At 74.4% G+C, this 15,717-nt stretch carries 10 protein-coding genes; 6 read left to right on the top strand and 4 right to left on the bottom strand.

The features are described from left to right. Positions 1-183 precede the first annotated feature (183 nt). Complete coding sequence (locus ACZ4XJ_RS22420; protein WP_362884063.1) at positions 184-477, top strand: WhiB family transcriptional regulator; 294 nt, start codon at positions 184-186, stop codon at positions 475-477. A gap of 136 nt (positions 478-613) precedes the next feature. Here the strand turns inward: ACZ4XJ_RS22420 and ACZ4XJ_RS22415 are convergent, their stop codons facing one another. The 3 genes from ACZ4XJ_RS22415 to ACZ4XJ_RS22405 all read right to left on the bottom strand — a co-directional run bounded on the left by ACZ4XJ_RS22415 (position 614) and on the right by ACZ4XJ_RS22405 (position 7,218). Next, positions 614-5,230, bottom strand: a complete 4,617-nt coding sequence (locus tag ACZ4XJ_RS22415) for a hypothetical protein (protein ID WP_468497118.1) — start codon at positions 5,228-5,230, stop codon at positions 614-616. A 67-nt stretch (positions 5,231-5,297) separates the two neighbouring features. Next, positions 5,298-5,753: an Lrp/AsnC family transcriptional regulator gene (locus tag ACZ4XJ_RS22410; protein ID WP_362884059.1), complete on the bottom strand. Its 456-nt coding sequence runs from the start codon at positions 5,751-5,753 to the stop codon at positions 5,298-5,300. Between the two features lie 10 nt (positions 5,754-5,763). Then, positions 5,764-7,218, bottom strand: coding sequence for an amino acid transporter (locus ACZ4XJ_RS22405; protein ID WP_362884057.1), 1,455 nt, complete (start codon positions 7,216-7,218; stop codon positions 5,764-5,766). Positions 7,219-7,780: 562 nt separating this feature from the next. Between ACZ4XJ_RS22405 and ACZ4XJ_RS22400 the strand changes: the two genes are divergently transcribed. The 5 genes from ACZ4XJ_RS22400 to ACZ4XJ_RS22380 all read left to right on the top strand — a co-directional run bounded on the left by ACZ4XJ_RS22400 (position 7,781) and on the right by ACZ4XJ_RS22380 (position 13,966). After that, entirely contained in the window at positions 7,781-8,800 is a 1,020-nt protein-coding gene (locus tag ACZ4XJ_RS22400; protein WP_468497117.1) for a GDSL-type esterase/lipase family protein, read from the top strand. A 117-nt stretch (positions 8,801-8,917) separates the two neighbouring features. After that, positions 8,918-9,865, top strand: coding sequence for an SCO0930 family lipoprotein (locus ACZ4XJ_RS22395; RefSeq protein ID WP_362884066.1), 948 nt, complete (start codon positions 8,918-8,920; stop codon positions 9,863-9,865). A gap of 126 nt (positions 9,866-9,991) precedes the next feature. Next, the gene (locus ACZ4XJ_RS22390; protein ID WP_468497116.1) at positions 9,992-10,855 is read left to right on the top strand and encodes a LytR/AlgR family response regulator transcription factor; all 864 of its coding nucleotides are present in this window, start codon (positions 9,992-9,994) and stop codon (positions 10,853-10,855) included. Between the two features lie 154 nt (positions 10,856-11,009). Beyond that, positions 11,010-12,746, top strand: a complete 1,737-nt coding sequence (locus ACZ4XJ_RS22385) for a sodium/solute symporter (protein WP_362884051.1) — start codon at positions 11,010-11,012, stop codon at positions 12,744-12,746. Next, complete coding sequence (locus ACZ4XJ_RS22380) at positions 12,743-13,966, top strand: histidine kinase (protein ID WP_468497115.1); 1,224 nt, start codon at positions 12,743-12,745, stop codon at positions 13,964-13,966. Before ACZ4XJ_RS22385 ends, ACZ4XJ_RS22380 begins: the two co-directional genes overlap by 4 nt. 82 nt (positions 13,967-14,048) lie before the next feature. On the opposite strand, the gene ACZ4XJ_RS22375 is transcribed toward ACZ4XJ_RS22380, so the two are convergent. Then, entirely contained in the window at positions 14,049-15,491 is a 1,443-nt protein-coding gene (locus tag ACZ4XJ_RS22375; RefSeq protein ID WP_362884048.1) for a GuaB1 family IMP dehydrogenase-related protein, read from the bottom strand. Positions 15,492-15,717 lie beyond the last annotated feature (226 nt).

Genomic DNA, 15,717 nt, shown 5'->3' with positions numbered 1-15,717 from the left:
GCCCCGCTCCCGTACTCCCCTCGCCCGGTACGGCCCGACCCGTACGCGGGTCCAGGGCGGCGCCGGCGGACGTCAGGGTTCGGCGCCGGCCGGCTCGATTGTCCGGCGTCCCCCGGGAGCGGGTTTCAGTGGGTTCCGAGTGGTCACACGCGGAAGGACAACCCACGGAAAGGAAACCCCGCCATGAACGACGTCCAGCAGTTGCCCGGATCCACGCACCACAACTGGGACTGGCAGTCCCGCGCCGCCTGTCGGGAGCTGGGGTCCGCCCCGTTCTTCCATCCGGCGGGCGAGCGCGGCGAGGAGCGCGAAGTGCGGGACGAGGCCGCGAAGCGGATCTGCGGCACCTGCCCGGTACGGGCCGCCTGCCTGGAGCACGCGCTGCAGACCCGCGAACCGTTCGGCGTGTGGGGCGGCCTGACGGAGGAGGAGCGCCGCGCCCTGCTCGGTCGCCCCGCCCGCCCCTCCCTCGTGTGAACCGTGTGAACCCTGTGAGTCACGCGAGCCCTGTAAGCCGTGTGACCTCGGTGAGCCGTGTGACCCCTGTTGGCTATATGAGCCCTGTGAGCCGTGTGACCTCTGTGATGTGTGCGAGCCACGCGACCCGCGCGACCTACGGATGCGCCCGGTCCCAGGCGTGGGCGAACAGCTCGTGCACCGGCACCGGCGGCAACAACCGCAGCAGCGGGGCGTGCAGGTCCTTCAGCGCGGCCGAGGCCCGGTGGTCCGCCAGTTTGGCGGTCTCCAGCGGAAGGTGCGGGGCCTTGAGATCCGTCCACCGCCCCGGCAGGAACACCGTACGGCCCGCTCGGGCCCGCTTGGCCGTCTCCACCGCCCCCGTCGCCACCAGCTCCGCCTGCGCGGCCTTGTGTCGGGCGGCCGTCCAGCCGTTCCAGCGGCGGACGTTGCGGTCGGTGGGACGGGCGAGAGCGAGCAACTGGAGATACAGGGCCGCGGCGTCCGCGCCGGTCCCGAGGGTCCGCGCCGCCCGCGCGACCAGATCGGGAGCGCTCAGCACCGGATCGTTCTCGTAGCCGCCCGGCGGTACGGGCGTGGTGGCGGCCCGGTCGGCGAGCCTGCCGAGTCCGTCGAGCAGCCCGTGCAGCGCCCGCAGGTCCGTCAGCAGCCAGGACCGGTCCACGCCGGCCGCCAGCCGTTCCGCCCGTTCCAGTCGCGGCGGTGACGTGAGGGCCAGGGGCCGGACGAAGGTGCTTCCGGCGGGTACGGCGACCACGAACAGCCCGTCGTCGACGGCCGTGGAGACCTCGCTGACGTGCTCGCCCAGCGGGTGCGGGCACGGCAGCACCGGGCCGCGGTACGGGGTGAACAGCGGGTCGGCCGCGGCCGTCCGGGCCAGGTCGGTGAAGCTGCCCAGGGGGACGAGCGCGTCGGGGCCGTCGAGGTGGGTGCGCAGCCGCTCGTACAGGGCGAGCGCGCCCTTGGCGGCCGGGTCGGCGACGGGGCGTTCCGTCAGGGCCCAGGTGATGACGGAGGCGGCCGTGCGGTGGGCGGGTTCGCGGGGCTCCACTTCCCTGCCGGCCGTCCCGTCGGGGCCGGCGTGGTGCAGGCCGAGGCCGCCGACGCGGGTGCCGACGAGGACGTATCCGGCCTCGCCGAAGGGCTCGGCGGCGGGGGCCCGGCCGGCGGGCAGGCTGCGGGCCCAGCCGTCGCCGAGGCCCAGCTCCGCGTCCAGCGCGGCGGCGAGCTCCTCGTCGGCGTGTTCCTCGGCGCCGAGCAGCTCGATCCAGGCGGCGGCCATCCGGGCGGCCGCCGCGACGACCCCCTGCGGTTCCCACAGCTCGGCGGGGTCGCCGGGCACGCCGGCCGCGAGGACCGTGCGCCGCCCGGTGTCGCCGAGCCGGCGGCACAGGGCGTCGTACTGCTCGATCAGGGGCTTCTTGAGCTTGTACGGGGCTCCGCCGAGCAGGGTCAGGTGGGGGCCGTGGTCCTCGCGGCCCGGGAACCCGGCGAGGACGAGGGTCGCGACGGCCGCCCGTACGCCGGTCGGGCGGGCGAAGGCGTCCGCCGCGGCGGGCGGGACCCGGAGCGGACCGCGGCCGGCGAGGAGTTCCAGGAAGCGGGGCAGGCGGCCGGCGTCGTCCTCGGTGACGGTGGAGGTCCGGCAGTCCTCGGCGCCCTCGGGCGCCGGATCGGTGGCGCGCTGGAGGAACCGGGCCGTCCCGTTGCGGACGGCTCCGGAGGCCAGGGTGTGCCCGGCGGCGCGGTGGGCGGCCAGGGCGGCCGGGGCGGCCCGGCCGGTGCGCCAGGCGCCGCCCGCCTCGGCGAAGGGCTGGCCGCTCCAGGTCGCCAGCAGGGCGGCGAGGGCCTCCCGTTCTTCGGCCGGGGTCGTGTCGACGGCGGCCCGCCACGCGACGGCTCCGATGCCGCCGACCAGGACCTCCCAGTCGTCGGGGTCGGCGGGCCGGGCGAGGGCGCGGGTGTCGTCGTCGATCTCCCCGCGCAGGTGGCGGCCGTCGGCGGCGACCGCGGTGAGCAGCGCGGGCTGCGGCTGCGGCGCGGGTCCCTGGTAGCGGCGGTGCTCGGCGAGCAGTCCGTACAGGGCGGGCGTCAGGACGGTGTCGGGGATCTCGGCGGACAGCGTGACGGCGGGTTCGGCGCGCATCACGGCGACGCGCCGGGCCAGTTCGCGGCGGCGGCGCAGGACGTCGGCGGCGAGTCGGGCGGCGCGGGCCACGCCTTCGGCGACGCGGGGTTCGAGGCGGCCGGGCAGGGCGGGCGCCGGCTCGTCGCGCAGGGCCGCGTCGAGCAGGGCCCGTACGGCGGTGTCCTCGACGGCGCGCAGGGTCTTGGAGGAGGCTTCGTCGCGCGGGGTGAGGAAGTGCCAGAAGGCGGGCGGCGGGACGGGGCCGGCCGCGTCGCCGAAGCCGGGGGTGCGGCGCCGGTCGGAGCCGGGGAAGCCCTGGACCTGCCACAGCAGCGAGTTGTCCTCGGCGGCGTGCACGCGGACGGTTTCCTGGCCGACGAGCACGGCGTCCTCGCCACCCTCGGGCATCCGGACGATCGCCCAGGGCCGCAGGCCGAAGCGGGCGGTGCGGTAGTGCGCGCTCCGGCCGTCGACGCCTTCGAGGACGAACTCCCGGGGTGACGGGCCCGGGTGGGGGGTGCGGTTGAGGACGCGGAAGCCGACGAGGGCGCCGTCCTGGCCGAGGGGCGAGGCGGGGGCGCCCGGGGGCAGGGTGGCGAGGGTCTGGAGGTCGCCGAAGAGTTCGGTGCCGGGCGGCGGGGCGGTCGCGGTGTGGAAGGCGGGCGGGACGCGGTCGGCGGTCCGGGCGCCGGTGGCGGGGTCGAGGCGGGCCCAGCCGTTCCAGCCCTTGAAGGTGTCCGAGCCCCAGAAGCGCCGGCCGTCGCTCATCAGGACGTCGGCGGAGCCGATGCCGCTGCGGTCGCCGGGGCGCAGGACGCGGGTCCCGTCGTGGCGGCCGGCGCCGTCGGGGGTGGCGAAGTGGTAGCCGAGGCCGCCCTGGATCATGCCGCCGTAGCGGCGCAGGCCGAGCTTGTCCTCGGGTTCGAAGACCTCGTCGGGGCGCTCGACCCAGCAGGCGTGCTCGCCGAAGTCGCCCCGGGGGGTGGTGCTCCAGGCGAGGAGGAACTCTCCGCCCACGTGGTGCACGGTGTGCGAGGTCGCGTCGTCGGGGAGGCGGAAGGCGCAGCGGTGGCGGGCGCCGGCGTGGTCGACGGTGACGGCCCGGTCGGGCCCGTAGGCGGTGAGCAGGGGCCAGGTACTGGTGACTCCGGTGACCCGGTCGGGCCCGCCGAGTTCCCGGACGGCGTCCTCCAGGGCGGGCCAGCCCCATTCCTCGGGGAGTCCGGCCCGCAGCGCGCGGGCGAGGGGGCCGGTCAGGTCCAGGGCGGCGAGGGCTTCGTCGATGCCGTCGAGGGCGCGGGCGGTGGGCCGGTCGAGCAGGGTGCGCAGTTCGTCCACGGCTTCGTCGGCGGCCGCGAGGCCGCCGCCGCGCAGGGCCGTGAGCAGGGTCTCGACGCGGCCGTGGACCTCGGCGGCGATGCCCGGGTTGTGCGGGAGCCGGGTGATGGCGCTACCGGCGGTGCGCAGGGCGGCGTGGACGGTGCCTTCCAGGCGGGGGCCGAAGACCGGGTCGGCTGCGAGGGCCTTGAGGTCGCGCCGCGGGGCCCGGGGGCCCGCCGCCGGGCCGGGGTCGCGGAACACCAGCTCGACGGCGGCGCCGGGGTCCTCCACGGGAAGCCCCTCGGCGAGGCAGGCGTCCAGCAGTTCGGCGTCCAGGCCGGGCCACCGGTAGCGGTCCTCGTGGAGGCGCAGGGGGATGGCGGCGGCGCGCAGCCGGGGGGCGAAGCGGGTCAGCAGCTCGAACAGTTCGGGGGGCATGGGCTGCCTCATGACGCCTCCGCCGCCGGCGGGGCGGTGGGAGTAGCGGCGGGTGAACCGCCCGAACCAGGCGGCGAACCCGCCCTCGGGGGTGACGCGTCCGGCGGTGGCGGCGTCGGCGGCGCCGCAGGCGAGCAGGAGCCGCAGCCAGCCGGAGGCGTCGCCGCGGGTCTCGGGGAACAGGTCGAGGAGCCGGGCGTTGACCTCGTCGGTCGGGGGGTGCGCGGCGAGCAGGTCCCGGGCGGCGTCGAGGAGCCGGTCGGGGACGTCCTTGCCGCGGGCGGCGCCGAGGACGAGGCCGAGCACCCGGGCCTCCTCGGCGGGGTCCGTTCCGGCGCCGCGGGCGGAGAGCCGGACGCGGCGGGCCAGGTCCGCGGGGAGCGCGGCGGGCGAGGCGGCCCAGGCGGTGAGGACGCGTACGTACTCCTCGTGCGCGGCGGGGCCGTCCAGGGTGGCGGCGAGCCAGGCCTGGTGGCCGCTGAGCTCGGTGGCGGGCAGGGCGCCGGCGCGGGCGAAGAGGAGCAGGTTGGCGCGGTGGTGGTCGGGGTCGACGGGGAGCCCGTGGGTGCGCTCGGCGGTGCGGGCCGAGGCGTAGGCGCGGGCGGCTGAGCGCGTATGCCAGTCGATGAGCCGGTGGCCGATGGTGTCCCAGAACCACGGCAGGTGGGCGGGGTCCAAGTCCCGTACGCGCCGTTCCAGGCCGTCCAGGAAGCGGCCGGGCTTCTCGTGGGCGACGTGGAAGCCGCCGAGTGCCTCGTCGAGCAGCGCGACGGCCGCGGCCCGGGCCGCCGGGTCGTGCGCGCGGGCCCAGTCGGTGTAGAGGACCGAGGTGCGCGGAAGGGCCGGCAGCGGGATCTGGATCTTCATGCGGTCGATCCTGACACGGCCCGGTGACAGGCCCCCGGCCCGAGGGGGCGGGGCCGCCGGCGGCGGATCAGGCCGGGGCGCCCGAGGTGAAGCGGCGCAGCAGCGGGGAGAGGACGAGGACGGACTTGGTGCGTTCCACGAAGGGTTCGCCCGCGATGCGCTCCAGGACGCGCTCGAAGTGCCTCATGTCGGAGGCGAAGACCTGGACGAGGGCGTCCGCGTCGCCGGTGACGGTCGACGCGGACACCACCTCGGGATACCGCGCCAACCCCCGCCGGATGTCGTCCGGCGAGGTGTTGTGGCGACAGTAGATCTCGATGAAGCCCTCGGTCTCCCAGCCCATCGCGGCGGGGTCCACGCGGACCGTGAAGCCGGTGATGGCTCCTTCGGCCCGCAGCCGGTCCACGCGGCGTTTCACGGCGGGGGCGGAGAGTCCGACCTCGGAGCCGATGTCCGCGTAGGAACGGCGGGCGTCCTCGGCGAGGGCGTGCACGATGCGTTCGTCGAGATCGTTCAGTCGCACTGCGGGTGGATCACTTCTCTGCTGTGGCCAGTCGGGAGCGGCGGATGCCGTACAGGAAGTAGACCACGAGGCCCACGGCCATCCAGCCACCGAAGACGACCCACGTCGGGGTGTCCAGGCTGAACATCATGTAGCCGCAGGTGAGCAGGCCGAGGATCGGGGTGACGGGGAACAGCGCCACCTTGAACGTGCGCGGCATGTCGGGGCGGGTGAAGCGCAGGATGACGACGGCGACGTTGACGAGGCCGAAGGCGAAGAGCGTGCCGATGCTGGTGGCGTCGGCGAGCTTGCCCAGTGGGATGAAGGCGGCCAGCGTCCCGCAGAACAGGGAGACGATCACCACGTTGGCGCGGGGCGCGCCGGTCTTCGGGTGGATCTTCGCGAAGGCCTTGGGGACGAGGCCGTCGCGGGACATCGCGAAGAGGATGCGGGTCTGGCCGTAGAGCACGGCGAAGACGACGGAGGCGATGGCCACGACGGCGCCGGCGGCGAGGACGACGCCCCAGAAGGTGTGGCCGGAGACGTCGGTCATGATCTGGGCGAGCGCGGCCTCGGTGCCCTTGAAGTCCTGCCAGGGCATGGCGCCGACGGCGACGAAGGCGACGAGGACGTAGAGCACGGTGACGATCAGCAGCGAGAGCATGATCGCGCGGGGCAGGTCGCGCTTGGGGTTCTTGGCCTCTTCACCGGCGGTGGAGGCGGCGTCGAAGCCGATGTACGAGAAGAACAGCGTGGCCGCGCCGGCGCTGATGCCGGTGATGCCGAGCGGGGCGAGGGGGGCGTAGTTGCCGGCCTTGATGCCCAGGAAGCCGATGCCGATGAAGAGCAGCAGGGTGACGATCTTCACCGCGACCATGATCGTGTTGATCCGGGCGCTCTCCTTGGCGCCGCGCATCAGGAAGACCATGGCGAGCAGGACCACGACCAGCGCGGGCAGGTTGATGAACCCGCCCTCACCGAGGGGCGCCGAGACCGCCTCGGGGATGGTGACGCCTATCGTGCCGTCGAGGAGTTCGTTGAGGTACTCGCCCCAGCCGACGGCGACCGCCGCGACGGACACGCCGTACTCCAGGATCAGGCACCAGCCGCAGACCCAGGCGACGAGCTCGCCCATGGTGGCGTACGAGTACGAGTACGAGGACCCGGAGACCGGCACCGATCCGGCCAGCTCCGCGTAGGACAGGGCGGAGAAGAGCGCGGTCAGGCCCGCGATGACGAAGGAGATCGTCACGGCCGGGCCGGCCTTGGGCGCGGCGCTGCCGAGGACGACGAAGATGCCGGTGCCCAGGGTGGCGCCGATGCTGATCATCGTCAGCTGCCACATGGTGAGGGAGCGGCGCAGCGAGCCGCCCTCGCCCTGACCGCTCTCGGCGACCAGCTGCTCGACCGGCTTGCGGCGCAGCAAAGGATGGGCAGGCTTGCGCGGCTCGGAGGTGAGCGGTGGCGCCTGGCCGGTTTCGAGCACGGGGGGACTCCTTCGATGCTGCGGGTGACACTGCGGGTGGGGGTTCAGGCGTCGACCGCAGCGGTCCGGAGCAGGAGCAGGCCGACGGAAAGCCGGCCTGGGCATGGGGACCGCCGAGCGGGCGGTCCACGCCACTCCACGTACAGCGAGTGAGCCTACGAGCTGAGAGATACCGCCCGTAATGCACCATCCTTGCACATTGGCGAACGATCGTTGCGCGGATCTGTCCGGGATGGTCCTTTGTTGCGCGCGGATGATCGATCACTGCGTGGGGGCCTCCGACCGGCTTTCTTGACACCTCGTCAGGTCTGTCGGAACGTGCCGCCCAGGCGCACCCGCGCCGACACCGCCGACCCTCCCCCGGGGGTCGGAACCGGCCACCGCGGGGTACGGGTCAAGCGGTGACGCCGACGACACCCGAAGGGAGCGGACCGCAGGGACCGGAGCGGCCCGGGATCCCGCACCCCTTCCCGTACCCGTACCCGTACCCGTATCCGTATCCGTATCCGTATCCGTATCCGTATCCGCACCCACACCCGTACCCGACGACCGGAGGCGAAGAGTGAGCGAACCGAGCCCGGGCCCCGACGCCCCGTGGCAGGACCCCGGGCCCTTCTTGCGCGGGGTCGCCTGGCTGGACAAGGGGCGGCCCGTGCGCGCCGACCCGGCGGACACCATGCGGCTGCCCTGGGACACCGGCGAGCGGGCCACGCTCCCCATAGGGGTGCGCCTGGAGTTCACCGCCGGCACCGCGCACGCCGTGGAGGTCCGCTACCGGGCGACCGTGCCCGGCCCCACCGACGCGCTGCGCGACCTCGCGCACGGCTTCGCCCTGTGGAACCGGCACGGACTGCTCGGCGAGGTCTTCACCGAGCCGGCCGCGGAGTCCGTCGTACGCCTCGAACTCCCGCGCGGCGCGGGCCCCTTCACCCTGCATCCGCCCGAGGCACAGTCCCCGCTGATCCTCGGCCTGCGGGGCATCGGGGGCCCGCTCGCGCCCGCCCCCGCCGCCCCGCGCTGGGTCGTCCACGGCGACTCCATCACCGAGGGCTGGTGGTCCACCCGCCCCGCCCACGGCTGGCCGGCGGTCACCGGTCGCGCCCTCGGCTGGGACACCGTCAACCTCGGGTACGCGGGGGCCGCGCGCGGCGAACTCGCCACCGCCGAGCAGCTCTCCGCGATCCCGGCCGACGTCCTGACCCTCGCCTTCGGCACCAACTGCTGGTCCCGGGTGCCCTACTCGGCCCCGTTGCTCTACGAGACCACCCGCGCGTTCCTCGACCTCATCCGCCAGGGCCACCCCCGGACTCCGCTCCTGCTCGTCTCGCCCCTGCTGCGCCCCGACGCCGAACGCACCCCGAACCGCCTCGGCGCCACCCTGGGCGCCCTGCGCGACGCGATGGAGCGGGCCACCCGCGACCGGATCGACGCCGGGGACGGCCGGCTGGCCCTGCTCGCGGGCCGTGACCTGCTGGGACCCGAGCACCTCGCGGACGGCCTGCACCCCAACGACACCGGACACCAGGTCCTCGGCCTCGCTGTGGTCACGGCCCTGCGGCGCGCCGGGTTCGACGGGGGGTGAGTGAAACAGCTCATACGGATCGAGCTGAACGGATCCCTCCTCCCGTCCCGTGTCCTTCGCAAGTTGCCGGGGTCCGGCGACGGACACCGGCAGACACGACACGTGGGAGAGATCAACATGGGCATCAAGCGCGGAACTTCCCTGGCTGCGGTCGCGATCGTCGTCACCCTCGCGGCGACGGCCTGCGGCGGTACCCGGGCGGCCGACAACACGAAGCCCGCCGGAGCCGCCGCCGCGGCCCCGGCTCCCGCGTCCGACCCGTACGGCGACCCGCAGCCCGCGCAGGATGCCCCGAACGAGCCCAAGCCCGCCGGACAGCTGAACTCCGCCACCACCGAGCAGCTCGGCGCCGTCCTCACCGACAGCGCCGGGTTCACCCTCTACCGCTTCGACAAGGACACCGCCAAGCCGCCGACCGCCAACTGCGACGGCGACTGCGCCAAGACCTGGCCGGTGGTCGCCGCCGGCGACGTCACCGCCGCCGCCGGCATGGACGCCTCCGTGCTCGGCGAGGTGGTCCGCAAGGACGGCGGCAAGCAGCTGACGGTGGGCGGCTGGCCCGCGTACCGCTTCGCCAAGGACACCAAGCCGGGCGACCTGAACGGGCAGGGCGTCGGCGGCACCTGGTTCGCCCTCGCCCCCGACGGCAAGAAGGCCGCGAAGGGCGCTGCCGGCGCCTCCCCGGCTCCCGCCCCGGCCGCCGCCTCCGGCGCCCTGACCGTCGCCAAGGACCCCAAGCTCGGTGACCACATCGTCGACGGCAAGGGCATGACGGTCTACCGCTTCAAGCCGGACACCGCCTGGCCGATGGTCTCCAAGTGCACCGGCGACTGCCTCGCCAAGTGGCCGGCGGTCCCCCCGGTCGAGAAGGGCAACGCCAAGGGCATCGTCGAGAAGAACTACCTGGTCCTCGACCGCCCGGACGGCGTGAAGCAGCAGACCGTCGACTGCTGGCCCGTCTACACCTTCACCGGTGACAAGAACCCCGGTGACACCAACGGGCAGGGCGTCGGCGGCACCTGGTACGCCGTCTCCCCCGACGGCAAGCTCATCACCGTCAAGTAGCCCGCCCCGGACCGCGCGGCCCCCGCCCCCCTCCCCCCTGGGCCGGGGCCGCGCACCGTTCTCCACCGGGACGGGAGCCCGCGCGGGGCACGGTCCTGAGCGGGGGCCCGGCCGTAGACTCGGCGCATGCTGCGCGCCCTGGCCGTCGACGACGAGAAGCCCCTGCTGGAGGAACTCCTCTACCTGCTGCGCTCGGACCCCCGGGTGAGCAGCGCGGAGGGCGCGTCCGACGCCACCGAGGCGCTGCGCCGCATCACCCGGGCACTGGAGAGCGGCCCGGAGGGCCCCGACGGCATCGACGTGGTGTTCCTGGACATCCAGATGGCCGGCCTGACCGGCCTGGACATCGCCCGGCTGCTGGCCGGCTTCGCCCGACCGCCGCTGATCGTGTTCGTCACCGCCCACGAGGGCTTCGCCGTCCAGGCCTTCGACCTCAAGGCCATCGACTACGTGCTCAAGCCGGTGCGCCCCGAGCGGCTCGCGGAGGCCGTCCGCCGGGCCCGCGCCCAGCTCGGCGACCCCGCGCCGGCGGGGGACCCCACGACCCGCCCGGCGCTCCAGGAGCCCGCCGCCGCCCACGCCGGACCACCCGCCGGACCGCCGACCTCCGCCGGGCCGCGCGGGCCGGCCCCGGAGTCGACCGGCCCCGACCACACCCCGGACCACATCGCCGTCGAACTGGGCGGGGTCACCCGGTTCGTGGCCATCGCGGACATCGCCCACGTCGAGGCCCAGGGCGACTACGCCCGGCTGCACACCGACGGCGCCAGCCACCTCGTGCGGATCCCGCTGTCCACGCTGGAGGAACGGTGGGCGGCCCGGGGCTTCGTACGGATCCACCGGCGGCACCTGGTGGCGCTGGGCCGGATCGACGAACTGCGCCTGGACTCGGGCACCACCAGCGTCCGCGTCGGGTCGGCGGAGCTCCAGGTCAGCCGGCGGCACGCGCGCGAACTGCGCGACCTGCTGCTGCGCCGGGCGACCGGCTGACCCGCTCCCCCGGCAGGCCCCCGGCCCGGGCGGGAGGTCCGCCGGCCGTCCGCCGGGGCGCGTCCCGTCCGTACGGGGTGCGCGTCCCGTCCCTGTCGCCCGGCGCGGGCCGGTACATAGACTCCGGTCACCCTCCCCCGTCGAAGGACAACCGGTGAACCAGACCTACGCGCTGACCGCGGTCACCGTCGTCGTCCTGGTCACCGTCCTCGTCGGGGCGCTGGGGCTGCGGATATCGCGGACCACCTCGGACTTCTACGTCGCCTCGCGCACCGTGGGCCCCCGTCTCAACGCGGCGGCCATCAGCGGGGAGTACCTCTCCGCCGCCTCCTTCCTAGGCGTCGCGGGGCTGGTGCTGCTCCAGGGGCCGGAGATGCTCTGGTACCCCGTCGGGTACACGGCCGGCTACCTGGTGCTGCTGGTGCTGGTCGCGGCCCCGCTACGACGCTCGGGCGCCTACACCCTGCCCGACTTCGCCGAGGACCGGCTCCAGTCGCGGACGGTGCGGCGGATCGCGGTGCTGTTCGTGCTCGGCGTCGGCTGGCTGTACCTGCTCCCGCAGTTGCAGGGCGCCGGGCTCACCCTGGAGATCCTCACCGGCGCCCCGCACTGGGCGGGCGGGGTCGTCGTCGCCCTCGTGGTGACGGCGGCCGTCGCCGCGGGCGGCATGCGCAGCATCACCTTCGTCCAGGCCTTCCAGTACTGGCTCAAGCTGACCGCCCTGCTGGTGCCCGCGTTCTTCCTGATCGCCGCCTGGGCCGGGGACGGCGCGCCGCGCGCCTCCTTCGACGCCCCCGCGGTGTTCCGCGAGCACGCCTCCGTCACGCTCGCCGAGGACGTCCGGCTGTCGCTGGACGCGCCGCTGACCGTGACGGTGACGGGCCGGATCGACGGGACCGCGTACGCGACGGCCCCGGTCGCCCTGTCGGCCGGCGGGCACACCGCCGAGGCCGGCACCCGGTTGGAGTTCGTCCCGGGCGACGTGGTTCCCGGCGCCCGCGCGGGCACCGACACCGGCGCCGCGCCCGGCTGGTCGGCGCCGCTGTCCGGGGACCGGCGCGAGCTCCGGCTGTACGCCACGTACGGGCTGATCCTGGCCACGTTCCTCGGCACGATGGGCCTGCCGCACGTCGCGGTGCGCTTCTACACCAGCCCGGACGGGCGGGCCGCGCGGCGCACCACCCTGGTCGTGCTCGCCCTGCTCGGGGTGTTCTACCTGCTGCCGCAGGTGTACGGGGCGCTGGGCCGGATCTACGCGCCCGAACTGGCCCTGACCGGGGACGCGGACGCGGCGGTGCTGGTGCTGCCCGAGCGGATGCTGGGCGGGCTGCTCGGCGAGTTGTCGGGGGCGCTGCTGGCCGGCGGCGCGTTCGCGGCGTTCCTGTCGACGGCCTCGGGGCTGACCATGGCCGTGGCCGGGGTCCTGCACCAGGACGTGCTGCCGCGCCGCGGGGTGGGGACGTTCCGCCTGGCCGTGGTCGTCGCGATGGCGGTGCCGCTGGCCGGCTCGGTGGCGGCCACCCCGGTACCGGTCGCGGACGCGGTGGGGCTCGCCTTCGCCGTGTCGGCGTCCTCGTTCTGCCCGCTGCTCGTGCTGGGCATCTGGTGGCGGGGACTGACCCCGCCGGGCGCGGTCGCCGGACTGCTCGTCGGGGGCGGCGCGGCGTTGGGCGCGGTCCTGGCGACCCGGGTCGGGCTGGCCCCGACCGGGTGGGCGCACGCCCTGTTGGCCTGGCCGGCGATGTGGTCGGTGCCGCTCGGGTTCCTCACCATGGTGGGGGTGTCCCTGGCGACGCGGTCGCGGATCCCGGCCGGGACGGCGGCGTCGCTGGCCCGGCTGCACCTGCCGGAGGCCGTGGCCGTGGACCGGACGACGGGGGGTGGGCGGTGACCGGGGCGGTACTCGCGGCGCTGGCCGCGGCGGGCGGGGCGCTGCTCCTGGGCCTGGGCTGGGTCGCGGGCCGTCGGCACGCGGTGCGCGGGGAGCGGGCGGTCGGACTGGATCTGGGCACGCCCGTCGAGCGGGCCACCTTCCACACCCTGCACACCGCGTCGTTGGCCGCGCCCCCGCTGCGCGCCGGCCTCACGGAGGACGCCGCCCGCAAGGCCGCGCGGCGGCTGCGTTCCCTGCTCGGTACGGAGGCCCTGTGCCTGACGGACCGGGAGTCGGTGCTGGCCTGGGACGGTCCGGGCGCCGACCACCACGAGCGGCGGGCGATGGACCGGGTCGCGCAGGTGCTGGAGTCGGGGCGCAGCCAGAGCGTGCGGACGGACTGCGAGCGGCCGGACTGCCCGCTGAAGTGGGCGGTGTTCGCGCCGCTGACCGGTGAGGACGGGATGCTGGGGGCGCTCGTCGCCTACGGATCGCGGGAGTCGGCGGTGCTGGTGCGGGCCGCGACGGAGGTGGCGCGCTGGGTGTCGGTACAGCTGGAGCTGTCGGAGCTGGACCGGGCGCGGACCCGTCTGATGGAGGCGGAGATCAAGGCGCTGCGGGCGCAGATCTCCCCGCACTTCATCTTCAACTCCCTCGCCGCGATCGCCTCGTTCGTCCGGACGGATCCGGAGCGGGCCCGGGAACTGCTGCTGGAGTTCGCGGACTTCACCCGCTACTCCTTCCGCCGGCACGGGGACTTCACGACGCTGGCCGACGAACTGCGTTCGACCGAGCAGTACCTGGCGCTGGCGGGCGCCCGCTTCGGGGACCGGCTGAAGGTCACCTTGCAGGTGGCGCCGGAGGTGCTGCCGGTGGCGCTGCCGTTCCTGTGCGTCCAGCCGCTGGTGGAGAACGCCGTGAAGCACGGGCTGGAGAACACCACCGGGGAGTGCCGGATCACGATCGCCGCCCGGGACGCGGGCTCGGAGGCGGTCCTGACCATCGAGGACAACGGCGTCGGGATGGATCCGGACCTGTTGCGCCGGATCCTGGCCGGGCAGTGCCCCGGCCCGGTCGGGATCGGGTTGCCCAACGTCGACGAGCGGATGCGGCAGGTCTACGGGGACGACTACGGGCTCGTCATCGAGACGGCCGTCGGCGCCGGCATGAAGATCACCGTACGCATCCCCAAGTACCGCGCGGGCGTGCACAGTTCGGTCCGCCGCGGCCCCGCCTGACCCGAGCGCGCCGGCCCGGCTGGAGTACGCCGGTGGCCCCGGTCCCGCCCCTCGCGGGGGTGGGACCGGGGCCACGGTGGGACTAGCTCCAGCTGGCGTGGAGCGGCTTGCCCTCGGCGTAGCCGGCCGCGGACTGGATGCCGACGACGGCGTTCTCCTCGAACTCCGCGAGGGAGCCGGCACCGGCGTAGGTGCAGGAGGAACGGACACCGGCGATGATCGAGTCGATCAGGTCCTCGACGCCCGGGCGGGTCGGGTCGAGGAACATGCGCGAGGTGGAGATGCCCTCCTCGAACAGCGCCTTGCGGGCGCGGTCGTAGGCGGACTCCTCGGAGGTGCGGTTGCGCACGGCGCGGGCCGAGGCCATGCCGAAGGACTCCTTGTAGAAGCGCCCGTCGGCGGACTGCTGGAGGTCGCCCGGGGACTCGTACGTACCGGCGAACCAGGAGCCGATCATGACGTTGGACGCGCCGGCGGCCAGGGCCATCGCCACGTCGCGCGGGTGACGGACGCCGCCGTCGGCCCAGACGTGCTTGCCGTACTTCTTCGCCTCGGCGGCGCACTCCAGGACCGCGGAGAACTGCGGGCGGCCCACGCCGGTCATCATGCGGGTGGTGCACATGGCGCCGGGGCCCACACCGACCTTGATGATGTCGGCGCCGGCCTCGATGAGGTCCTTGACGCCCTCGGCGGCCACGATGTTGCCGGCGACGATCGGGACCTGCGGGTCAAGGGCGCGGACGGCCTTGATCGCGTTGATCATCGATTCCTGGTGGCCGTGCGCGGTGTCGATGACGATGGTGTCCGCGCCGGCGTCGAGCAGTTGCTTGGCCTTGGCGACGAAGTCGCCGTTGATGCCGACGGCGGCGGCGATGCGCAGCTTGCCGTTCGCGTCGGTGGCCGGGGTGTAGAGGGTGGCGCGCAGGGCGCCCTTGCGGGTGAGGATGCCGACCAGCTTGCCGTCCTTGTCGACGGCCGGGGCCAGCTTGCGGTGGCCCGCGTCGAGCTGGTTGAAGGCGTCGCGGGGGTCCATGTCGGCGTCGATGAGCAGCAGCTCCTTCGACATGACCTCGGAGAGCTGGGTGAAGCGGTCGACGCCGGTCAGGTCGTGGTCGGTGACGACGCCGAGCGGGCGACCCTCGGCGTCGACGACGACGCCGGCGCCGTGGGCGCGCTTGGGCAGCAGGGAGATCGCGTCGGCGACGGTCTGGGTGGGTGCCAGCGTGATCGGGGTGTCGAGCACGAGGTGGCGGGTCTTCACCCAGGAGATGACGTCGGTGACGACCTCGATCGGGATGTCCTGCGGGATGACGACGATCCCGCCGCGCCGGGCGACGGTCTCGGCCATCCGGCGGCCCGCGATGGCGGTCATGTTGGCCACGACCAGGGGAATGGTGGTGCCGGTTCCGTCGGGCGAGGACAGGTCGACGCCCTGGCGGGAACCGACCGCGGAGCGGCTCGGCACCATGAACACATCGTCGTACGTCAGGTCGTACGGCGGCTTCAGGTCATTGAGGAAACGCACGTGCTGAACATCCCAGTCGTTCGAAGGATCCTTCTATGGCCTCGACAGGGCAGTCGAGGAAACGCACGTACTTCATTCTCCCATGACCGGGGGTTCACGCCGCCCGGGCCGATCGTCCAGGACATTCCGGACCGGCTGGTCCTTTCCTACGGGACCTTGGTCCCGCGCCCCCGGATCCTGCGATCGAGGGAGCACCGGATCCACCGTGAGCACCCGCCGGCGGGCC

The organism is Streptomyces sp. NPDC029836, assembly GCF_055574495.1.
The sequence above is the reverse complement of the archived record's forward strand: the minus strand, read 5'-3'. Positions and strand labels throughout refer to the sequence as shown.

Coding starts and splice junctions, on each gene's coding strand:
- ACZ4XJ_RS22420 (WP_362884063.1), top strand. CDS start 184: ATGAACGACGTCCAGCAGTTGCCCGGATCCACGCACCACAACTGGGAC.
- ACZ4XJ_RS22415 (WP_468497118.1), bottom strand. CDS start 5,230: ATGAAGATCCAGATCCCGCTGCCGGCCCTTCCGCGCACCTCGGTCCTC.
- ACZ4XJ_RS22395 (WP_362884066.1), top strand. CDS start 8,918: ATGGGCATCAAGCGCGGAACTTCCCTGGCTGCGGTCGCGATCGTCGTC.
- ACZ4XJ_RS22390 (WP_468497116.1), top strand. CDS start 9,992: ATGCTGCGCGCCCTGGCCGTCGACGACGAGAAGCCCCTGCTGGAGGAA.